General features: G+C 47.8%; 19 protein-coding genes and 1 other RNA gene. 15 read left to right on the forward strand and 5 right to left on the reverse strand.

Annotated elements, in window-relative coordinates:
- The first annotated feature begins 19 nt into the window (after positions 1-19).
- Positions 20-1,195, forward strand: coding sequence for a proteasome-activating nucleotidase (locus tag MPET_RS10510; RefSeq protein ID WP_013330009.1), 1,176 nt, complete (start codon positions 20-22; stop codon positions 1,193-1,195).
- Between the two features lie 14 nt (positions 1,196-1,209).
- Positions 1,210-1,638 carry a DUF5804 family protein gene (locus MPET_RS10515; RefSeq protein WP_225353813.1) on the forward strand — a complete coding sequence of 143 codons (429 nt, stop codon included), beginning with the start codon at positions 1,210-1,212 and terminating at the stop codon, positions 1,636-1,638.
- A 20-nt stretch (positions 1,639-1,658) separates the two neighbouring features.
- On the opposite strand, the gene MPET_RS10520 is transcribed toward MPET_RS10515, so the two are convergent.
- On the reverse strand, positions 1,659-2,894 hold the full coding sequence (locus tag MPET_RS10520) for a proteasome-activating nucleotidase (protein ID WP_013330011.1): 1,236 nt from the start codon (positions 2,892-2,894) through the stop codon (positions 1,659-1,661).
- 57 nt (positions 2,895-2,951) lie between these two features.
- On the opposite strand from MPET_RS10520, the gene MPET_RS10525 reads away from it, so the two are divergent.
- Together MPET_RS10525 and tpiA are read left to right on the forward strand one after the other, a co-directional pair.
- Positions 2,952-3,461, forward strand: coding sequence for a multiprotein bridging factor aMBF1 (locus MPET_RS10525; RefSeq protein ID WP_013330012.1), 510 nt, complete (start codon positions 2,952-2,954; stop codon positions 3,459-3,461).
- Between the two features lie 15 nt (positions 3,462-3,476).
- Positions 3,477-4,151: a triose-phosphate isomerase gene (gene tpiA, locus MPET_RS10530; RefSeq protein WP_013330013.1), complete on the forward strand. Its 675-nt coding sequence runs from the start codon at positions 3,477-3,479 to the stop codon at positions 4,149-4,151.
- Positions 4,152-4,661: 510 nt separating this feature from the next.
- Here tpiA and MPET_RS10535 read toward each other — a convergent pair.
- On the reverse strand, positions 4,662-5,216 hold the full coding sequence (locus tag MPET_RS10535) for a CBS domain-containing protein (RefSeq protein ID WP_013330014.1): 555 nt from the start codon (positions 5,214-5,216) through the stop codon (positions 4,662-4,664).
- Between the two features lie 40 nt (positions 5,217-5,256).
- An RNA gene (gene rnpB, locus MPET_RS14755) (RNase P RNA component) lies at positions 5,257-5,566 on the reverse strand.
- 33 nt (positions 5,567-5,599) lie between these two features.
- On the opposite strand from rnpB, the gene MPET_RS10540 reads away from it, so the two are divergent.
- The 8 genes from MPET_RS10540 (at position 5,600) to MPET_RS14875 (ending at position 14,633) form a co-directional block, all read left to right on the forward strand.
- The gene (locus MPET_RS10540; RefSeq protein WP_013330015.1) at positions 5,600-6,163 is read left to right on the forward strand and encodes a TIGR00296 family protein; all 564 of its coding nucleotides are present in this window, start codon (positions 5,600-5,602) and stop codon (positions 6,161-6,163) included.
- Between the two features lie 191 nt (positions 6,164-6,354).
- Positions 6,355-7,827 (forward strand): tRNA guanosine(15) transglycosylase TgtA, encoded by a 1,473-nt coding sequence (gene tgtA, locus MPET_RS10545; protein WP_013330016.1) that lies wholly within the window; start codon positions 6,355-6,357, stop codon positions 7,825-7,827.
- Positions 7,820-9,454 carry an archaeosine synthase subunit alpha gene (gene arcS, locus MPET_RS10550; RefSeq protein WP_013330017.1) on the forward strand — a complete coding sequence of 545 codons (1,635 nt, stop codon included), beginning with the start codon at positions 7,820-7,822 and terminating at the stop codon, positions 9,452-9,454. Before tgtA ends, arcS begins: the two co-directional genes overlap by 8 nt.
- A 43-nt stretch (positions 9,455-9,497) precedes the next feature.
- The gene (locus tag MPET_RS10555; protein WP_013330018.1) at positions 9,498-10,337 is read left to right on the forward strand and encodes a sulfide/dihydroorotate dehydrogenase-like FAD/NAD-binding protein; all 840 of its coding nucleotides are present in this window, start codon (positions 9,498-9,500) and stop codon (positions 10,335-10,337) included.
- Between the two features lies 1 nt (position 10,338).
- The gene (gene gltA / locus MPET_RS10560) at positions 10,339-11,685 is read left to right on the forward strand and encodes an NADPH-dependent glutamate synthase (protein WP_013330019.1); all 1,347 of its coding nucleotides are present in this window, start codon (positions 10,339-10,341) and stop codon (positions 11,683-11,685) included.
- 167 nt (positions 11,686-11,852) lie between these two features.
- Positions 11,853-12,752: a molybdate ABC transporter substrate-binding protein gene (gene modA / locus MPET_RS10565; RefSeq protein WP_225353814.1), complete on the forward strand. Its 900-nt coding sequence runs from the start codon at positions 11,853-11,855 to the stop codon at positions 12,750-12,752.
- Complete coding sequence (locus MPET_RS10570; protein ID WP_013330021.1) at positions 12,721-13,560, forward strand: ABC transporter permease; 840 nt, start codon at positions 12,721-12,723, stop codon at positions 13,558-13,560. Before modA ends, MPET_RS10570 begins: the two co-directional genes overlap by 32 nt.
- Positions 13,560-14,633 (forward strand): ABC transporter ATP-binding protein, encoded by a 1,074-nt coding sequence (locus MPET_RS14875; RefSeq protein WP_013330022.1) that lies wholly within the window; start codon positions 13,560-13,562, stop codon positions 14,631-14,633. Before MPET_RS10570 ends, MPET_RS14875 begins: the two co-directional genes overlap by 1 nt.
- Positions 14,634-15,413: 780 nt before the next feature.
- Here MPET_RS14875 and MPET_RS10580 read toward each other — a convergent pair.
- Both MPET_RS10580 and MPET_RS10585 read right to left on the reverse strand, forming a co-directional pair.
- Entirely contained in the window at positions 15,414-16,526 is a 1,113-nt protein-coding gene (locus MPET_RS10580; protein ID WP_013330023.1) for a hypothetical protein, read from the reverse strand.
- A gap of 22 nt (positions 16,527-16,548) precedes the next feature.
- Positions 16,549-17,724 carry a tubulin/FtsZ family protein gene (locus MPET_RS10585; protein ID WP_048131107.1) on the reverse strand — a complete coding sequence of 392 codons (1,176 nt, stop codon included), beginning with the start codon at positions 17,722-17,724 and terminating at the stop codon, positions 16,549-16,551.
- 238 nt (positions 17,725-17,962) lie between these two features.
- Between MPET_RS10585 and MPET_RS10590 the strand changes: the two genes are divergently transcribed.
- Genes MPET_RS10590 through MPET_RS10600 form a run of 3 tightly spaced genes read left to right on the forward strand, consistent with a single transcriptional unit; the run spans position 17,963 to position 20,863 of the window.
- A complete protein-coding gene (locus MPET_RS10590; RefSeq protein ID WP_013330025.1) occupies positions 17,963-19,201 on the forward strand; it encodes an NAD(P)/FAD-dependent oxidoreductase in 1,239 nt (412 codons plus the stop codon).
- On the forward strand, positions 19,198-19,914 hold the full coding sequence (locus MPET_RS10595; protein WP_013330026.1) for a dolichyl-phosphate beta-glucosyltransferase: 717 nt from the start codon (positions 19,198-19,200) through the stop codon (positions 19,912-19,914). Before MPET_RS10590 ends, MPET_RS10595 begins: the two co-directional genes overlap by 4 nt.
- Entirely contained in the window at positions 19,898-20,863 is a 966-nt protein-coding gene (locus MPET_RS10600; protein WP_013330027.1) for a lysylphosphatidylglycerol synthase transmembrane domain-containing protein, read from the forward strand. Before MPET_RS10595 ends, MPET_RS10600 begins: the two co-directional genes overlap by 17 nt.
- The last annotated feature ends 18 nt before the right edge of the window (positions 20,864-20,881 follow it).

Here is a 20,881-nt window from a genome sequence, read left to right on the forward strand (position 1 = left end):
AAGTAAGATATAAAGTAACATGGATGACACTCTCTTCGAAAGTCACGAAAATATTGATATATCAAAGCTTAATTTACAGGAGTTAAGCGAACAGCTGCGTGACCTGGAAGCAAAACTCAATATTCTCACCCGCGAGACTGCGAGGCTTGAGAAAGAGAATATGCAACTCAAAAAGGAGAACGCACAACTCAAGCGGCCTCCTTTATTTGTTGCAACAGTAGTAGACATCCTCGATTCCGGTGAGATATATCTCAGGCAGCAGGGGAATAACCAGGAATATATTACAAATGCCCTGGACGCAATCTGCAGCGACTTAAAACCCGGGATGAAGGTTGCGGTGAACAACGCACTCCAGATTATCAGGACCGTAGGAAATACTTTCGATTCGAGAGTCAGGGTGATGGAGCTTGAAGAATCCCCTGATGTAACATTCAAAAACGTGGGCGGACTCAAGAATGAGATCGAAGAGGTAAGGGAGGCTGTAGAATACCCACTCACAAGGCCGGAAGTATTCCAGAGGATCGGTGTCGAACCGCCGAAGGGAATTCTCCTCTACGGGCCTCCGGGAACAGGAAAGACTCTCATTGCAAAGGCAGTTGCAAATCAGGCAAATGCAACCTTCATCAGGATGTCGGGCAGTGAACTTGTTCACAAGTTCATAGGAGAAGGTGCCCAGATGGTCAGGGATCTCTTCCTCCTCGCAAGGGAACGCGCCCCATCCATCGTATTCATCGACGAGATCGATGCAATCGGCAGCATGAGGACTCATGACGGAACATCGGGAAGCGCCGAGGTCCAGCGTACACTCATGCAGCTCCTTGCCGAGATGGATGGATTCGACAACCGCGGGGACGTAAGGATAATGGCGGCTACCAACCGTGTAGATATGCTTGATCCCGCACTGCTCCGGCCGGGACGATTCGACAGGGTTCTCGAAGTCTCTCCCCCGGACAGCGACGCAAGATTCGAGATCTTCAGGATACACACGGATAATATGAATATCGGAACTGTGGACCTGAAAGATCTTGTAAATATTACCGAAAATGCCACAGGTGCGGAGATCCAGGCTATATGCCGCGAGGCGGGAATGTTTGCAGTACGCAGAAACGCCTCAGAAATTACGATGGACGACTTCCAGGCAGCAATATCCAAGGTTAAAAATAAATCCAAATCCGATGACATAATGTATACCTAATCATGAATCTGCTGATGATCCAAAAAGAAGGAACAGACCTCTACAGGACTCTTCTTGATTCGGAGACCAGCAGAGAGATCCTTCGTTTTTATCGCCCCAGGAAAACCGAATGCGGGGTAATTATCGAGAATTCCACACTAGGCGGTGCACTTTCGCTCATCTCCGAGCTCAATTGGTACATAAGGAGATATGTTGCCGAACTGTTTCTAGAAATTTCCCCTGAACTGTATTGTACAAGGGATTTTGCAACCGATGTCTACCAGAGAAGCAATAAACTGAAAGAGACATGGAGCTTCTCCAAACTTATATCCATAAAGGGCGGTCAGATCATGGACGAGATCTGGATGGAGCCCCATTCATCAAAAGAGGATTATCCCGATATTCTGGAATCATCTGATTACGTTCTGGAAGTCTGGTGTGCTGAATACGAAAAAGAAGAGTAAATAATATTTAATTATTCTTTTCAGGCGAACATCGCGCCATCCGAGAGATCGGCCAGACCCTGCTTGACATCATGCCTGATCTTGTCTATCGCCTTTATGAAATCGTTCATATCGACATCTTCCTTTTCCGTCCTGATGGCAAACATTCCTGCTTCAGTGCATATAGCTCTCAGATCCGAACCGTTCTTCCCTTCGGTCAGGGCGGCAACCTCTGAGAGATCAACGTTCTTCTGGAGGTTCATTCTCTTTGTATGGATCTTAAGTATCGCAAGACGTCCTTCAATATCAGGGAGCGGGATCTCGATCATCCGGTCAAAGCGTCCGGGTCTCAGTAGTGCAGGATCGAGAATGTCGATCCTGTTTGTGGCTCCGATGATCTTTACATCGCCGCGGTTGTCGAACCCGTCGAGGTCGGCCAGGAGCTGCATGAGGGTTCTCTGGACTTCACGATCACCCGAAGTGATGCTCTCCGTCCTGTGTGCCCCGATCGCATCGATCTCATCGATGAATATTATAGAAGGTGCGTTCATCTTCGCGTGCTCGAAGAGTTCTCTCACAAGACGGGCGCCCTCACCGATATACTTCTGGACCAGCTCGGAGCCGACTACTCTTAAGAACTTGGCATTTGTCTCATGAGCGACAGCTCTTGCAAGGAGTGTCTTTCCCGTTCCCGGGGGACCGTAGAGAAGGACACCTTTCGGCGGTGATATTCCAATCTTTTCGAATATCTCCGGCCTTTTAAGAGGCAGTTCTATAGCCTCCCGGATCTCGTTTATCTGTATTTCAAGTCCGCCGATATCCACATACGATTCTACAGGTGGATCTTCGACCTCCATTCCGTATATCTGGGAGTCAAAAGATGCCGGAAGAATATCCACAATAGTAAGTGACTGCTGGTTGAGCGTACAGCGTACACCCGGCTTTAGATCCTTCGCATCGATGAACCCGGAGGCCCTAACCATAAATCTCGGCCCTGCACTTGACTGGACAATTACCCTGTTGTCCGTGGCTACATCCGAGATAGTGCCGATTATCAACGGCGGGCTCCTTAATTTGTCGACCTCTCCCTTCAGTTTGCGGATCTCACGCTCATACCTGAGTTTCTGGTTGTCGATGAACCTCTTCTCCGATTCGAGCTGCCTGATCTCTTCACGAAGCTCCAGGTTCCTGGTCTCAAGACCCGAGATCCTGTCGAGAAGATATTTTGTGACGTCCTGCTCTTTCTCAGGATCAATTTCAACTGGTTTATCGGCCATCCGCTTCCTCAATTAGGTATTTAGGGGTTGCCCAATATATAGATGTTTGCGATTAATATGTCTGAATGTGAGGTTTGCGGATGTATAATCCGTGGAAAGCCAATACTGGTTCAAATAGGGGGCGCAAAGATGTGGGTATGTAGCAATTGCGCCAAACTGGGAACAGAAATTCAGCGCCCCGGGATGGATGCAATCAAAAAGGGTTCGTCAGGAATGGTATCTGCAAAACCGGGATTCCGATCGGTTTCGCCGCAAAAAAAGAAATCCAGGGATGTTTTTGACATGATCGACGGCGAGATCAACGAGGATTTCAGTGATATCATACGTGATGCGAGGATGAGTAAGGGGCTCAGCCAGAAGGAACTCGCCATGCAGATCAAGGAGAAGGAAGGCCTGATAAAAAAGATTGAAAAGGGAATGATCCCCGAAGATTCGGTCCGAAAAAAGATCGAAGAGGCACTCTCAATAAAACTGACGGAATCGTCCGATATCAGTCTCAAAACAGGCCCGAAGGGAGGAATCGAACCCACCCTCGGCGACGTTATGAAGATTAAAAAAGGAAAATAACCGGAGTTACGTTAAATGCCTGAAGAAAAGCCCGTTATAATGATAAACTTCAAGACCTACAACGAGAGTTACGGTTTCAGGGCTCATGACATTGCCGAGGCAGCCGAGACCGTAGCGGAAGAAAGCGGCATTGAAATCGTAATCTGTCCCGGATTCATGGATATACACCCGATGTCAAACCATTACCGCCTGCCTGTCTTCGCCCAGCATATAGACGGAATCTCGCCTGGCGCACACACGGGGCATATCCTTGCCGAGGCAGTAAGAGCGGCGGGAGCTACGGGCACGCTTATCAACCACTCGGAGAGAAGACTGACTCTTGCGGATATCTCCGCGGCTGTGGACGCAGCAAAAAGAGCAAATCTGAAGACCGTAGTCTGTACAAACAACACAGCGACGAGCGGAGCGGCGGCGGCACTCTCTCCCGACTACGTGGCTATCGAACCGCCGGAACTCATCGGCAGCGGGATTTCGGTTGCAACGGCAGACCCGGAAATAATCGAAAATTCGGTAAATGCGGTAAAATCAGTCAACAAAGATGTCAAAGTCCTTGCAGGTGCGGGAATCAGTTCGGGCTCGTGTGTCAAAAGAGCTGTCGAACTCGGCTCGGACGGGGTACTGCTCGCATCGGGGGTCGTTAAGGCCGAAGACCCCGCAGTGGTCCTGAGAGACCTTGTCTCAAAGATCTAAAAAAATATGGCTCTTCGCTGTTTCATGTGGGTAAATAATTTCGAGATCCCACACATCCTCACATAAGTTAGGAGCCAGCAAATCCTTCGCATTTTCTTTTCTTCACATACATTCGGATACACATACATGGCACTGTCATATTGCTTACATACCTTACTATACCTTACCCTGGCAACCCCGGCACTGGCGGCCAGGCCGCCGGACGGCCACTGCCCAGGGGCCTTGCCTTAAGATAATCTTCTCACGGCACGCCCGGGGGACCGGTGAAGGTCCCCGGGCTGTTTTTTTTGGTTTTTTGCATACAAAACACACGTTGTGATCTTACCGCACCTCGCCGCTCGGGGAATACTCGTCTATCCCCTGAACGGTCTATCATCATAGAGAGGCCCCGAGGTCGGGGCCGATCCGCGAGCCTGCCGTGCGGCCCGCGGCGGGGGGTTGCCAAAAGTAGCGAAACTTGTTTTTATATCCAAAAAGATTAACGAAGAGCCAAAAAATATCAAATAATATTCAGACAATCATCGACATAAGGTCATGCTTGGTTATTACACCGCTGACCTTCCCTTTTTCAAGAACTAAAATCGCATGACTGTTGTGGAGCATATGTACTATAGTCTCGATATCGGTTGAAGGCGGGACTGTCGGAAAACCCTCTTCCATGAAATCGGATACGAGATGATCCTTTGTTTTGTTGATCTTTCCCTCCTCCATCGCGTTGATTATCGCTGACTCGGATATACATCCAACAGGGACGCCTTCATCAATTACCGGTATCTGGGATATCCCGTGTTTCTCCATTATCTCTATCGTCGAGGCAAGAGTCTTCTCGGAGTTTATGCATATTACAGGCTGGTGCATGAGATCCCCCGCGGTTATCATGGACCTCTCGGCATCCAGCAGGACCCCGACTATCTTCTGTAGCGTGCTCACTCTCGGGTCTACGGTTCCCGCTTCAATACGTGCGACCATCGACTGGCTGAGCCTCGATCGCTTTGCAACATCGGTCTGGGTCAGCCCGAGTTTCACCCTTTTGTCCCTAATCTCTCCGGGCGTGGGTATATGCATGAGAAACTATTGTAGATTCTCTTATTTAAAACAGTAAAATGAGTGGGAGTAATAAGCCCCATTTTGTTCCGACAACATTCAGCTTTGCGCCATACCCGGAACCGGCCCGGAAATGCCGTTATGTTCCTGTTTGGCTTGCTCCCCCGGGGATTCGCCGTTCCATCGCTTCCCCTGGTCCGATAGCACCTCAGGAGATCCGCTCCATCACAGGTTAAACCAGGGGCCGTGTCGTTTCTGTGCCAGCGCCGCGACTCTCGCCGCCTGCATTTGCATGCAGCCGGGTCTCCGGCCGGAGTGGGGACTTTCCTCAGCGGCAACTTGATGCCGCCGTCAGCTGTCCTCTCCCTCTCACTTATAATTTAAAGGCGAGTATATATTAGATTATGGAACTGCTGTCGGAAAAAGAAGGAATGATCGCACTCTGCCTTGCAAGGAAGACGATCGAAAAGCAGATCAGGAGGGGGGATCTTGAATGCGAAGAACTGTCCCCAGTATTCGATGAAAAGAGAGGAGTCTTCGTAACTATCACAGAAAGAGGCGAACTCAGGGGATGTATAGGACTGCCCTATCCCATGTACCCGTTAAAGGAAGGAATCGTAGAAGCCGCGATCTCTGCCTCAACATCCGACCCGAGATTCCCGCCTGTAAGCCCGGAGGAGCTTGACGAGATCCGGCTGGAGGTCACGATTCTTACAAACCCGGAAAGGCTCGAATGCCTTCCGGAGGAGAGGCCGGAAAATATCGTGATCGAAAGAGACGGGTTGATTATAAAAGGATTCGGCAGGAGCGGCCTGCTTCTTCCCCAGGTTGCAACGGAATACAATATGGACCCCGTCGAGTTCCTTGATCATGTATGCATGAAAGCCGGACTCCCCACAGGAATGTGGAGATCGGGCGATGTGGAGATCATGACATTCCAGGGACAGATATTCACGGAAAATAAGTGATCGAAGAAATGACCAGTGGCCGACACCGGTTCAAGCTCCATCTCACTTATAATAATCCGGAGCATATATATGTGGACTATGGAACTGTTGCCGGATAAGTGACCGGGCGTTGTATTGCACATATATAATACTGAGATAACGACTTTCCAGGTACAGACAATCACGGGATAAAAAAAATAAAAGAGTAACCGATGGCAATCAATTTTGAAATCACCCAGAAAGACATAATGGGCAGGCTGGGAAAGCTCAGGGTAGGGGATAAAACCATAAAGACGCCCCTCCTTCTTCCCGTAATAAACCCGCATATACAGATAATCACTCCGTCAGAACTCGAAAAGATGGGAGTAGAGGCACTCATCACCAACGCCTACATCTTCAGCAAGAGCAGCGAGTTCAGGGAGAGGGCATTGAACGAGGGTCTTCATTCGGTGCTCGGGTTCAGCGGCGTAATCATGACCGACTCGGGAGCCTTCCAGCAGTCCGTCTACGGCGATGTCGATTTCTCGAACTCCGAGACAGTCGCATTCCAGAGGGCAATCGGCAGCGAGATCATTGTCCCGATGGATATCGCATCTCCCCCGGACAGGACACACGAAGAGGCCGAAGATGAGCTCAACATTACGATGCAGAGAATAAGAGAGGCCCTCCAGATAATAGACGACGGGCATCTCGCGGCCCCGGTGCAGGGCGGAATCCACACCGATCTCAGGAAGAGGGCAGGACACGAGGTCTCGGAACTGAACAACATCTTCTGCCCGATCGGCGCCGTTGTCCCGCTCATGGAGTCATACAGGTACAAAGATCTTGTGAAGGTAGTAATGGCCGCAAAATCGACTATGTCCCCTTCCGCATGTGTCCATCTCTTCGGGGCGGGACACCCTTCGATGTTCGCTCTTGCGGCAGCAATGGGATGCGATGTCTTCGATTCGGCGGCATATGCACTCTACGCCCGCGAAGACAGGTACATGACGCCGCAGGGCAGCTATAAGCTGGCGGAGCTGAACGAACTCCCCTGTGCCTGTGAAGTCTGCCGGACCCATACGGCAGAGGAGTTGAAAAAGTCCGAAGACAAAGAGAGACTGCTCGCCCTTCACAACATGCACGTCACACTTGCCGAGATTGCAAGGATCAGGCAGGCGATACTCGAAGGAACCCTCTGGGAGCTTGTCGACGAGAGATGCAGGAACCACCCGAGACTCTACGACGGCTACCTCGAACTCCTCAAATATAAAGATCAATTGGAGAAGTCCGACAGGATCACCAAAAGACGTTTCTTCTACAGGGGAAAAGAGAGCTACATGAGGACCGAGGTCACGGCGTACCACAGGAACCTGTCACGTATCGATACCGGCGATAAGGCCCTCATACTGATCGACGGAAAAGACGGAAAGAAGACCGGGCAGGAGGATGCAGGGGAAGTGCTCCTTTTCAAGCCGCCGTTCGGCCCTTACCCCCCGGAACTAAAGGAGACCTTCCCGGTAGGGCAGAGTGAGATGCCTGAGACCGATGAAGACATGTTCAGGTCAGGTTGCAGGGGACTGAAGGTCCTGGTCGAATCCAACCCCAATACCAAGTTCACAATCTTCGGCGGCGAAGAGTTCAGGCACGTCATCGACGATGAACTCGCGGAACTAAAAGAGAAGGGCAGGTTCAGTTATGTTTGAAGTAACTAAACGCGAAGGGCCTGCACGGACCGGTGTTTTTTCAGAAGGGGAACTCACACTCAACACTCCCTGTGTTATAGATACTATAGAGACCTTCCCATCCCTCGGAACGATGGCTTATTCCAACATACCGCTATATGCAGACGGAGAATTCTGCGGAAGATTCCTCGAACAGCAGGGGGAATTTTTCATATCGCATCCTGCATCGCCCGAAAGCCTGAAAGCAGGATCAGGTGCGGCCGTGATGGTTCCCAACTGGCATACGGTGATCACCGACCCGAGGAACTACGTGAAATGGATCCTCGATATGAAGACCCGGCATCCGCCCGATACGATGTGGTATGCTCCCGCCTCCGCACTTCCCTCGAATGTCGCCACACTGATCGCGTCGGGATTCGATCTCTTCGACTATATTGCCGTGGACCTGAAGACCTCGCAGGGAATATTCTGCAACCCTGACGGAGAATATCCAGCTGACGAATACCTGAACGGCGGAACATGCGGGTGCGAAGGGTGCCTCAAAGGAGACCTGAAGCTCCATAACAGGATCGCACTCGAATCGGAGATCGCAAAGGTAATACTCAGGATAAAAGAAGGAACCATCAGGGAATACCTGGAGAAGCAGTCGCTGAACGCCCCCAACCTCGTATCCATCCTCCGGTTCTTCGACCGCGAACATAAGTTTGCAGAAAGCAGCACTCCGGTCGCAAGACCGATCAGGCTCTACACGAATTCCGGCGACTCTATCAACCGCCCGGAGATCAAAAGGTTCATGCAGAGAGTCGTATCGAGATACATTCCTTCAAGAACGGACGCGGCGGTAATACTCCCCTGCTCGGCGAGAAAACCGTACTCATCATCACAGAGCCACAGGAAGTACATGGGTGCAATCCGCGATCGCGCCCACGAGATCATCCTGACATCACCCCTTGCACTAGTTCCCCGCGAACTTGAGGGTGTATATCCTGCAGGACATTACGATGTTCCTGTCACCGGCTACTGGGACATGGAGGAGAGGAATATAATCGGTAAGGTCGTCGAGGATTATTTCACAAAGAACAGGTACGAACAGGTATTTGTTCACCTTGACGGGGATGCCGCGATAATTGCAAAGGACGCCCTTGAAAGAGCAGGCATCGAACCGATATTCACGGCTACCGGAAACAGTCCTACATCCCATGATTCGATACGAAATCTTGAACAGGCAATGGCCGGTCTTCCAAGGAAGAGCCATAACTACATCAGGGGCATGCTCTCGTGGCAGTTCGGCGTTGATGTAGATACATCCGGAATGATAATCAAGGGCCGCTTCGGCAACAGGAAAGTCCTGAAGAAGAAGACGCAGCTATTCAGCATAGAAAATGAAACAGGTTTATACCGGCCGACATTTGAAGGCTGGGAGCACCTGGCCGGCCGTTATACCGTCTCGATCGACGACTTCGTCCCCCAGGGAGACATACTTGCGCCCGGAGTCATCGGATGCGACCCTGAAATCAGACCCGGCGACGAAGTCTTTGTGAAAGGATCAAAGGCAATCGCAACAGGAAGAGCCTCGATGGGTTCCGAAGAGATGATAGGATCTAAGAGAGGCGTAGCGGTCAAAGTGCGTAAAGTAAAGAAGATCTAATGATAAATTATAATCACAAATTTTTGTTACCGGAGTGACTCTATTGGCTTATAAAATCGAAAAGGCAGAAATGATTGCCGAAAATATTTTTGAATTCTGGATTAACGCCCCGCATGTCGCAAAAAATGCACGGGCCGGACAGTTCCTTGTTATCCGCATCAACGATAAAGGAGAGAGGATTCCCTTAACGGTCTCGGGTGTCGACGGCGACCTTGTCAGGATAGTATTCATGAAGGTCGGGAAGACGACGATGTTCCTCTCGACTCTCGGGGAAGGAGACTTCATCGAAGATGTCGCCGGCCCCTTGGGTCACCCCAGCGAGATAAAGGACTGGGGAAGATGCGTCGTTATAGGTGGAGGCGTAGGCATAGCATGTCTCCCGATTCTTGCAAAGGCACTGAAGGAATCAGGCAATGAAGTCACCGGTATCATCGGCGCGAGGAACAAAAGCCTTCTCCTTCTTAAGGACGAACTCGCATCACACTGCGACGAACTCGTTGTCTGCACAGACGACGGCAGTTTTGGTTATCACGGATTCCCGGTTGATATCCTGAAGAAGAAACTCGAAGAGGGAGTCGTCGACTGCGTCTGGATCATCGGCCCTGCGATAATGATGAAGATCACATCTCTTGCGACCGTTCCCTATAATGTCAGGACATTTGTCAGCCTCAACCCGATAATGGTCGACGGAACCGGAATGTGCGGTTCATGCAGGGTCACCATAGACGGCGAGACGAAATTCGCATGTGTAGACGGCCCGGAATTCGAGGCCGCCTCCGTAGACTGGAACGAACTCATGACAAGACAGAGAATCTATACCGAAGAGGAACTGAAGGCAAGAGAACTATTCGAAGATCATACATGTGAATGCGGGGGCCACTAAAATGAGCAAGAGAAAAGCCGAAGAGAGAATCAAAGACTTCAATGAAGTCGATCACGGATTCTCAAAACAGGATGCTATTCTGGAGTCGCTCAGGTGCATGGATTGCGTCAGGCCCCAGTGTATAAAGGGATGTCCTGTAAATATCGACATCCCGGGATTTATTTCGGCAATATCGAAGGAGGATTTCAGGAAGGCAGCCGTGATCCTCAAAACTGACAACATGCTTCCGGCAATCTGCGGAAGGGTTTGCCCCCAGGAGAACCAGTGCGAGGGTGTCTGTGTTCTCGGGAACAAAGGAAAACCTGTAAAGATCGGAGCCCTCGAAAGATTCGTCGCCGACTGGGAGAGGGAAAACGGCGTGCAGATCCCGGAGGTCAAAGAGAAGACAGGAAAGAGAGTCGCGATAGTCGGCTCCGGCCCTGCAGGGATTACCGCCGCCGCAGAACTCGCAAAGGAAGGTCATTCGGTAACTATATTCGAGTCGCTTCACAAGGCCGGAGGAGTTCTCACGTATGGAATCCCATCATTCAGGCTCCCAAAGGATATCGTTAAGGCAGAGATCGACAAGGTGCTGGAGCTCGGTGCAGAACTGAAACTCAACCATATAGTAGGAAGAAGCGTTCCCGTAGACGAACTGCTGGCATACGATGCGGTCTTCCTCGGAACAGGCGCAGGTCTTCCCTCATTCATGGGAATCGAAGGTGAGAACCTGAACGGAGTCTATTCGGCAAACGAATTCCTGACGAGGGTAAACCTGATGCACGCCGATTCATTCCCTGATTACGACACTCCTATAATGAAGAAAGACAAGGTCGTCGTCATCGGCGGAGGAAATGTCGCGATGGATTCAGCCAGGGTCGCAAAAAGAATGGGCGCCGACGTGATCCTCGTATACAGACGCAGGAAAGAAGATCTGCCTGCCAGAGAGGCCGAGGTCGAGAACGCCATTGAGGAGGGAATTGAGTTTGTATGCTGTGCAAACCCTGTCAGGGTCCTTGGCGAGGATTCGGTCGCAGGTGTCGAATGCGTCAGGATGGAGATGCGCGAAGAGGATGCAAGCGGACGGCCTTGTCCAGTCCCGATGACCGGAGAGGGGGCCTTGTTCACGATCGACGCCGATGTTGTAATAGAGGCTATAGGACAGAGCCCCAACCCCCTGTTGATATCATTAGTTGACAATCTTGAGAGAGGCAGAAAAGGAAATGTCATCGCCGATGAGGAGACAGGTCAGACCTCGATCGAAAATGTCTTCGCGGCAGGAGACGTCGCCACCGGTGCGGCAACCGTAATTGAGGCTATGGGATCAGCCAAGAAGGTGGCAAGGGCAATCAACGAGAGACTAAAATAATTTTACAAAATTACCTTTTTATATTAAATATTCGTCATTTTTATCACCCCAATGAGAAAAAAATTACCCATTGTTAATAATAATTAATTTACTTAGAGAAAGAATACAACTCATTTATATCGCATAAAGAATAAAATTTGACTGACACTTGCTAATGCATGGTGATTATGATGGATTCCAATGGAAAATTAAAAATTCTACTCCCGCTTTTACTGATAGTATCAGCAATATTATTTGCGGGATGTACGGGGACGTCTGATTCCCAGGCAACTGCCACACCAACCGCTACGGCCGTTGCTACCGCTTCAGAAACTACTGCTACAACAACTACAACAGAACCAGTAACCCTTACTGTCTTTACTGCAGCATCGCTTACTGGTGCCTTCACCGATATAGCAGATTACTACAATGCTCAATCAAACGGCATTACAGTAGAGAACGTATTCGACGGTTCACAGGCACTCCGTACACAGATAGAGCAGGGCGCGGAGCCGGACGTATTTGTATCAGCGAACACAAAACACATGAATGCCCTCGTAGACGAGGGATACATGGACAATGATACAGTCCAGTTGTTCCTTGAAAACTCAATGGCAGTAATTGTTCCTGTTGACAATCCGGCAAACATTACAACACTTGCCGACCTTGCAAACGACGGAGTTAAGATTGTTATCGGTACTGCAGATGTACCTTTCGGATCATACACACGTCAGGTGCTTGAGAAAATGAACGCAAGCGATGAATACGGACCGGAGTATGTCGATGCCGTATATGCAAATGTAGTCTCTGAAGAGACCGCAGTCAGCACAGTGGTTCCCAAGCTGACACTTGGAGAAGCTGACGCAGCATTTGTTTACAAATCAGATATTCTGCAGGAATATAAGGATCAGCTGATAACTATGGAAATTCCCGAAGAATTCAATGTAGTTGCAAAATATCCACTTGGCATTCTTGCCGGTTCAGAGAATAAAGACGCTGCTCAGGATTTCATAGAATTCGTACGTGGTACAGAAGGCAGTGCTATACTTGAAGACTATGGATTTGATCCAATTCCTGAAGACCAGTAAAAAACTGGCATCATTTAAAGAGAAAACAAAGGGAATGGGGTTTAACCTCGCCCTTTTTATTCTTATCGCGCTGTTCCTGCTGATCCTGATTTTTCCGATAGCTTCGCTTTTCCTTAAAATCACACCTGAGGAATTTGTCAGTTCACTTTCAGAACCCGTTGTTGTCGATGCAATGGTCCTCTCACTTATAACAGCCACCATCAGCACCATAATTGTAATCACACTGGGTACTCCCCTGTCCTACGTAAACTCAAGGGTAAAATACAGGGGAAGATCCATCATCGATACGCTTACAGATCTCCCTATAGTACTCCCGCCAGCTGTTGCTGGTCTTGCCCTCCTGATGGCTTTCGGGCGAAAAGGAGTTCTTGGAAGTTATCTAAATATTTTTGGGATACAGCTGGCATTTACCACTGCCGCTGTGATTCTGGCACAGGTGTTTGTGGCGTCTCCTTTTTACATACGCCAGGCCAGAGCAAGTTTTGAAGCGGTAGATCCAATCTATGAAAATGCAGCAAAAACTCTCGGTGCATCCAGATTACAGGTTTTGATGAAGATCACAATACCCATAGCATCATCCGGCCTTGTATCTGGCGCAATCCTGACATTTGCACGTGCACTCGGAGAGTTCGGCGCCACCTTAATGTTTGCCGGGAATTACCAGGGAAAAACACAGACCATGCCCCTTGCAATCTATACAACCATGCAGAGTAATATGTACGATGCAATAAGCCTGGCAATAATCCTGGTTGTCATCTCATTCGCGGTGATAATGACGGTCAAGTACGTGACAAAGAGGGAGATCTGATGCTTTCGATCGATATTAAAAAGGAACTTCGGGATTTTACCCAGGAAATCTCCCTCTCAGTATCAGAAGGTGAAACGCTTGTTCTGATAGGAGAGAACGGTGCGGGAAAATCTACTCTGCTGAATATGATCTCTGGACTGTTGATTCCAGACTCCGGAACTATTTCGTTAAACCAGAGGGTACTGTTCTCTGCAGATGAAGGAATAAATATTCCGGCCGATGAAAGAAATATCGGTCATCTGTTCCAGTCATATGCACTCTTTCCCCATTATTCGGTATATGACAACATAGCCTTCGGGCTGAGATGCCGGAAGACGAAGAAAGCGGAGATCGAGGAGCGGGTAAACGTCCAGATCGAAGCGATGCACCTTTCGGATCTCAGGGATATCAATGTAGGCAGTCTTTCGGGAGGTCAGAGACAGAGGGTCGCTCTTGCAAGAGCTCTTGTACTTGACCCGGATCTCCTTCTGCTTGACGAACCGCTTGCGGCAGTTGACGTCCTCATGCAGACTGAAATGCGGAGAGAACTCCGGCACAGGATGAAGGAAACAAACATTCCCTCGATAATCGTAACTCATACGTTTGCCGATGCACTTGAACTTAGCGACAGGATAGCAATTATACAGGAGGGAAGGATCGTCCAGGAAGGATCTCCCGAGGAAATATTCAACGATCCTGCTACAGATTTTGTCGCAAAATTCACCGGAATGGAGAACCTCTTCCGTGGAAAATCCATGCAGAGAGCCGACGGCGAGGCAGAGATACGCGTAGGTTCCCTTGTTATACATACGGTCACACCGCTGGAAGGCGACGTCTACGTTGCCATAAGAGGAGAAGAACTTATATTCTCCAAAGAGGCACTGGATTCAACAGCCAGAAATGTCTTTTCAGGAATCGTATCCGAAATTAAATGGAATGGTGTATTGTCACGAATTTCAGTGAATCTTGGAGACATTCAGCTATCAGGATTAATAACAAGGCAGAGTCTCACACGTCTGAAGATTGAGAGAGGGGATCCAATACATGTCTCGTTCAAGGCCTCTGCCGTACATATATTTCCTTATACCAGCTGAATTAATGTCCATACAAAGATCTAAAAAATTTTTCCCAGATTCCTTTGTAGAATCCGGTCAGTAGTTCCATGAACCCTGCGATTTAAAATAAACATACTTTAAGAGCAGGAAGGAATTTTCCTCTTCTTTTTAATCAAGAGCCTTCCTGAATTTTTTAATGGCATAAGCCCCTAACGGGGCAGCCCGGACGCAGGATTGCTAAGCAACCTACGCAATTGAAATAGCCCGGCCTCCGGCCGGGAGAGATTAACTATCGGAACATAACCCGGTTGTTGAGAGTTTTGAAACCGACAACAAACCATTCACGGAGGAGGAGGGGAGGGGGAATCGTCCCCTTCCCTTGTATCTGACTTGATAGTAATGTTTAGATCTTTACCTGAATCTTAAATTGGATAGACTCCCCCAAGTGGCAACCCTTGCGCAAGTTCGCTTCGCAGGCTCAGCGAACACGCCCTGACCTCAGGACTTTGCGCTTGCGATAGCCCGACCTCCGGTCGGGAGAGATTAACTGTCCGAAACATAATCCGGTTGTTGAGAGTTTTGAAACCGACAAAAATCCATTTTGGAGCAGGAAGGGATGATTTCCCCCTCCCTAAATCTTAAATTAGTGATAAAAGTCCTTCAAAGAATTCAAGTCCTGAAGAGATATCTGGGCACATCGCAGGTATCCCCTGAGCAGAGAGATACAGAAGACTAACATCCGTCAAATGAATTCAGAATATCACAATTTTCAAAGCTGATCGAAAAATGAAAAATAAAAGATTAATTTGAAAAATTAAATTATCCTAATTCATCCCAGGATGTGGCTCTTGTATAGACGAGATAACCTACCACAGCCAGAACAACGATTACTATTCCAATAATGATGAAAGTGAAGGATCCGAAATCAGGGAGGAAGCCTTTTGAAACCTCTGCGTAAACCTCTTCTGCATATGTTAGTGCTTCCGAAGCTTTTGAATTTGCAGTTTCGGCAAGGGTGTAAGCCTGGGTGTAGCTTGCATCATTGAAGAGCGTTTTTGCTGAATTCAGGGAAGATTGTGCAGATTCGACTTTAGTCTCAATATTTATAACTCTTGCATCATTTCCCATGCTCCGGTTGTTCTTAAAATCTGTAAGATAGAAATCTACACTGTCAAGTGTTTCCTGGGCATCATCGATTGCCATCTGCGCCCATGCCTGATTCAAAAGAACCTCTCCTTCATCAATAAGGCTCTGGGCCTCTGTCAAGAGTTCATTTGCTTCATCATATGAAGCTGTTTTGGAGGCCTTTATATCAGCCGCTGCTTCATTGTATTTTGTCTGTGCAGCAGAAACATCTACCCCTGCATTAAGTTTGGACTGTATCTGATCATTAAAATCAGCAAGATCATCATCAAGGATATCCTGGAGTTTATCGATATCATCAGGATTCAGCACAGTCCTCTTAACAGGATCCGCAGCCCCGGAAGTGTACTCATTTCCATCCTCATCTGTCTGGATAATCTGGAAAAAAATCACATCACCAGTACTTGTAACATCCGGAATAGTCGCAGTTAGAGTATAGCTGATAACTATCGTATTGTCAGATGGGTAATTAAGCTCCCAGCCGCTGATACTCAGAGGATTCTTTGATGACTCCATCTCGTTGCCATGACCGTTTATCTTTACTTCATATGTCCACTTAGGATCCTTAAGTGCTGTGTAAGTTTTTAAGGTATCCTCATCAGGGAATGTATAATCCCCACTGTCTGTCAGCTTTACATCTGCAGTAATTGTTACTTCGTCTCCAGGAGTATAGGAACTCTTGTCGGGAAGGATTTTCACCGTAGGTGCCTCATAGTTCACCGCGCTTGCTGACTGGACAATTACAAGAGAGAACAATAAAATTAAGAAAAAGATATATTTGACTTTCATTTTTAATCCTTACCTCACTATATTATTCGAACAACGGATCAATTCCTTCTCCGTCATCAAACATTGTTACACGTCTTTCTTTTGACTTTATCACATCTTCCTTGGTTTCTTTTGCAATTTCAAGAAGTTCACGAATTCTCGGTGCATCTCCGATTGTTGCGAGCACGACCACTGCCGCAACCTTCGAACTTTCAAGCGGATAATCTCCGCCACGAACCTCAACTCCTGCAATATTCTCTTCGACCCAGGACTTGGATTTTTCAACCCCTTTCCTGTCCATCTCGCCCGGAGGACCTGCAATAAGGACGAGAGCCCTCTCGGCAGTAGTATAATCGCATGGAAGCGTAAGTCGTCCGAGCATAGCTCTCCTGACAAGCCCGATAATCTTTGCCGACTTGTCTTCTCCTGTAAGAACTTCCTCAGTATTCTCCTTCTTTTTGACAGATAATCCACCAAGGAGGCCTTTTTTCTGCTTTACACTCTGCGTGACTTTGTCGCTTATAGCATACCCTACACTGCTAACGCCACCGCCACGAAGGGTGTTAATAACCTCACTGGAGTCGACGACCATCTCCCCCACTCCGCTTCTGCCGACCTCTCCTGCGCGGAAAAGTACCCCGAAACGTCTGACGATTTCATCATTCAGGCGTTCATAAGCGGATTTGACACTCTCACCCTCATTCTTCCAGGCACTATTGTCGAATATAAAAGTATTATCCGCTTCATTAACAAGTGTTGACAGACTTCTTGCTGCGTTATAAGAGTAGAGACGCCCCTCTTCAGGAGCAGGGAGTATACCGACAGCGTAGACAGGCTCACGGTATATTCTCTTAAGATGACGACACAGGACAGGAGAGCCACCTGAACCGGTACCTCCTCCTAATCCTGCTACGACAATAAATGCATCGATATCGTGGGTTCCACGTGAATCGATTGTATTGATTATACTGTCTATCTCATCGGCAGTAATCTTTGCTCCCGTAACGTTGTCTGTACCGACACCGTGACCCTTTACAACTGTTTGCCCGATTAGAATGCGATCTCTCAATTCAATATTTTTGAGACCCATAAGATCGGTTCTTGCAGTATTAACTGCAATACCTCTGAAACTACGAACCGGCGCTTTTTTATCTTGGTCTATAAACATATCCACTATTTTGCCGCCGGCCTGTCCAAATCCAATGAAAAAGACTCTCATGTAATTATACACCATCCAGTGGAGTGAAGATCAATTGTACCTTTTCTTCAGGATATAAGAATGTATTTCTCCTTTACTTCAAAAACTTTCTTATCAACCCAATTTTTACATCCACTTATTGAGTATTAATTAAACCGCTTACGGTAAATAATATTTGATTAATCCAGATATTGTTAAGGCTGTAAAGACAATCTCACATCAATAAATAATAAAAAAAACAACACTTTCATGATAATAATTGAAAAATATAAATATCTGCATCATCGGTTCAGGTCTTGCGGGCCTTTCAGCGGCATATTACCTGAAATATAAATATAATATTGAAATATTTGAGAAAAGAGAAAGAACAGGCGGCTGTCTGTCATCCTCAAAAACAAAAAACGGGTACGTTGAGGATTTTTATCACCACTTTTTTGAGGGTGACAGTCTGCTTATTTCCCTGATAGAAGAACTCAGTCTCAAGGAAGAAATGGAATGGCTGAAGGGAAGCACAGGGTATCATGTAAACGGCAAAAACGAACCCCTTACCACAATTCCTGAGATTATTAGATATCCATATATGACATTTTATGAAAAATTCAGGCTTGGGATGCTTACACTCAGGGCAGGAGAATACGATATTGAAAAGCTCGACGAAGTAACCGCAAAAGACTTTATAGAGAAAGAATGCGGAAAAGGGGTCTATAATTCATTCTTTGAACCCCTGTTGAGGAGCAAATCGGGTGAATACAGCGACAAAGTTTCGGCCGCATGGCTGATCTCAAGGATCGCAATAAGATCCAACAGGAAAAGCGGAGGCGAAAAACTTGGATACCTCAGAAACGGATTTGAGTCCCTCATAGAATCTCTGGAAAAGGAGATCCTGGATTCCGGGTGTACTATTCATACAAATACTCCTGCAGAAGCAATAACAAAAAGCGAAAATGGATGGTTTGTGAACGGAAAAGAATTTGATCTTGTAATCAACACCATAAACCCAAAAAAATTCTGCCAGTTGGGTGGTCCAAATATTGGGGAATTCATCTACCAGGGAGCAGCCTGTATGACGCTGGGCCTGAAAAGAGATGTCCTTAATGGACTATACTGGGTCAACATGAAAGACAAAGCCCCTTACGGAGCGGTAATAGGCCATACGAACTTCGTCCCTTACGAAAGATACGATGAACATATAGTATATCTTGCCTCCTATTTCTCAGGCAAACCTCCGGAAGGAATTCAGGAACAGATGCTTACCGACTTTAAAACAAGATTTTCATTAAAAGACGATGAAATTCTCTGGAACAGGATATTCATAGAAGAGGACGCAGGACCGGTTTATATGACAGGATACAGGTCAAAGATCCCCGGGTATTGCATCGACGGGATCTATTACGCAGGCATGTTCTCGGAAGCCAACTATCCTGAAAGAAGTATGGAGGGATCCATCGCCGCAGGAAAAAAAGTTGCAGGTATGATCTCGGAGGCTTATTCCGGATGAGTGAGATCGAAGTTTCAGCCGTATTACCTGTCTTCAACGACAGAATATCGCTTGAAAAAGCAATCCCTGAGTCTCTCAGCGCTCTGGAAAAAATAACAGATTCATTCGAACTGATCGTCGCAGAGGATGGGAGTACGGACGGCAGCAGGGAGATTGTCGAAGAGTGGGAGAAGAAAAATCCGCGTGTCCGGCTCTTTCACAGCGACGAGAGGCTTGGAAGGGGCAGGGCCCTGAACCGGGCTTTTGAATACTCAAAAGGAAAAATTCTCTGCTATTATGATGTAGATCTTGCCACGGATATGGCATATCTCCCACAGTTAATTGATGAGATAAGAAAAGGGGCGGCGGTCTCCACGGGATCAAGACTAATGCCAGGGAGCAATATAAAAAGGACCACAGACCGTGAGATTGCAAGCAGAGGATACAATTTTCTTGTAAGACTCTTTCTCGGGAGCAGACTGCACGATCACCAGTGCGGATTCAAGGGGTTCAACAAAGAGATATTGATGAAGATACTGCCCGACATCTCCTCCACCCACTGGTTCTGGGATACAGAAATTCTTGTCAGGGCACAAAAAGCAGGGTACCAGGTAGCCGAATTCCCGGTAGTCTGGAATACCGGCAGCAAGACGACAGTAAAGTTCAAGGACATCTTCTCTATGGGCACCAGTATTCTTAAGCTTTGGTGGAAAATCAATGTTAAAAAGGCTTAGTGCAATTCTGATTCCATCATTAATTGCAGTGGCGATTATCGGCTACATGCTGTACAGTGTATGGGATAATCTTCTGACCGCCATACAAAACGCGATTCCCTCATATCTGATTGCAGCAATAGCAATATGTATCGGTGCATGGTTCATCCGGGGATGGAGATACAAATACATTCTTGAAAAACTCGAGATCCAGATAAGCCTGATGCTCTCGACGGCCTGTATATACGTCTCCCAGACAGCCAACCTGATCATCCCTGCACGGCTTGGGGATCTCGTTCGCCTCTTTATCCTGAAGCATGAAGTGAACGCAAGTTATTCCAAAGGTCTTTCATCACTCGTTATCGAGAGATTCTTCGACATTGCCACGGTCGCTATTCTCGGCGTCGTTACAATACCCTTTATTCTGAATGTCCCCGAATGGTTCTCAACCGTCCTGATGATAGTCCTTCTTGCATGCGGGGGATTTATCGTATTCCTTGTCATCTGCGGGAAGATCGAATCGAAGAACAAATATATATCAATGGGCCTGAAACTTTTTGACGATGTCAAAAAGGCATCTCTAACAATTACCGCACTCCTGGTTTTAGGGGTAGTTTCAGTTGTTATCTGGCTAACGGACAGCATAATCTGCTGGATTATCGCACTTATGTTCCAGCAGCAGATACCGATTTTAATTGTAATTCTTGCAATAGTTATCGGAAACCTCGTCAAGGCCGTCCCAATCACCCCTGGGGGTATGGGAACATACGAGGCGGCAGTGGCAATTACGCTCCAGCTTGGCGGAGTGGAACCCGTAACTGCTGTTTTGATCGCAATCATCGATCATCTCGTGAAAAACCTCGTAACCCTCGTAGGCGGTGTCATTTCCCTTTATATGTTTGGGGACTGGGCAGTTGAACTGATGAAGAAGGCCTTTTCAAGAGGACTTGACAAGGGGGAGATCATCTGACTGTAATCGAACAGGCTG

The sequence above is a fragment of the Methanolacinia petrolearia DSM 11571 genome (assembly GCF_000147875.1).
Lineage (GTDB): Archaea > Halobacteriota > Methanomicrobia > Methanomicrobiales > Methanomicrobiaceae > Methanolacinia > Methanolacinia petrolearia.

Bases quoted from the DNA above. Each gene is read 5' to 3' on its own strand.
- MPET_RS10540 (WP_013330015.1), top strand. From the start codon at position 5,600: ATGGAACTGCTGTCGGAAAAAGAAGGAATGATCGCACTCTGCCTTGCA.
- tpiA (WP_013330013.1), top strand. From the start codon at position 3,477: ATGCCTGAAGAAAAGCCCGTTATAATGATAAACTTCAAGACCTACAAC.
- modA (WP_225353814.1), top strand. From the start codon at position 11,853: ATGATGGATTCCAATGGAAAATTAAAAATTCTACTCCCGCTTTTACTG.
- gltA (WP_013330019.1), top strand. From the start codon at position 10,339: ATGAGCAAGAGAAAAGCCGAAGAGAGAATCAAAGACTTCAATGAAGTC.
- MPET_RS10515 (WP_225353813.1), top strand. From the start codon at position 1,210: ATGATCCAAAAAGAAGGAACAGACCTCTACAGGACTCTTCTTGATTCG.
- MPET_RS14875 (WP_013330022.1), top strand. From the start codon at position 13,560: ATGCTTTCGATCGATATTAAAAAGGAACTTCGGGATTTTACCCAGGAA.
- MPET_RS10595 (WP_013330026.1), top strand. From the start codon at position 19,198: ATGAGTGAGATCGAAGTTTCAGCCGTATTACCTGTCTTCAACGACAGA.
- MPET_RS10600 (WP_013330027.1), top strand. From the start codon at position 19,898: ATGTTAAAAAGGCTTAGTGCAATTCTGATTCCATCATTAATTGCAGTG.
- MPET_RS10525 (WP_013330012.1), top strand. From the start codon at position 2,952: ATGTCTGAATGTGAGGTTTGCGGATGTATAATCCGTGGAAAGCCAATA.
- MPET_RS10520 (WP_013330011.1), bottom strand. From the start codon at position 2,894: ATGGCCGATAAACCAGTTGAAATTGATCCTGAGAAAGAGCAGGACGTC.
- MPET_RS10580 (WP_013330023.1), bottom strand. From the start codon at position 16,526: ATGAAAGTCAAATATATCTTTTTCTTAATTTTATTGTTCTCTCTTGTA.
- arcS (WP_013330017.1), top strand. From the start codon at position 7,820: ATGTTTGAAGTAACTAAACGCGAAGGGCCTGCACGGACCGGTGTTTTT.
- MPET_RS10510 (WP_013330009.1), top strand. From the start codon at position 20: ATGGATGACACTCTCTTCGAAAGTCACGAAAATATTGATATATCAAAG.
- MPET_RS10570 (WP_013330021.1), top strand. From the start codon at position 12,721: ATGGATTTGATCCAATTCCTGAAGACCAGTAAAAAACTGGCATCATTT.
- MPET_RS10535 (WP_013330014.1), bottom strand. From the start codon at position 5,216: ATGCATATACCCACGCCCGGAGAGATTAGGGACAAAAGGGTGAAACTC.
- tgtA (WP_013330016.1), top strand. From the start codon at position 6,355: ATGGCAATCAATTTTGAAATCACCCAGAAAGACATAATGGGCAGGCTG.
- MPET_RS10585 (WP_048131107.1), bottom strand. From the start codon at position 17,724: ATGAGAGTCTTTTTCATTGGATTTGGACAGGCCGGCGGCAAAATAGTG.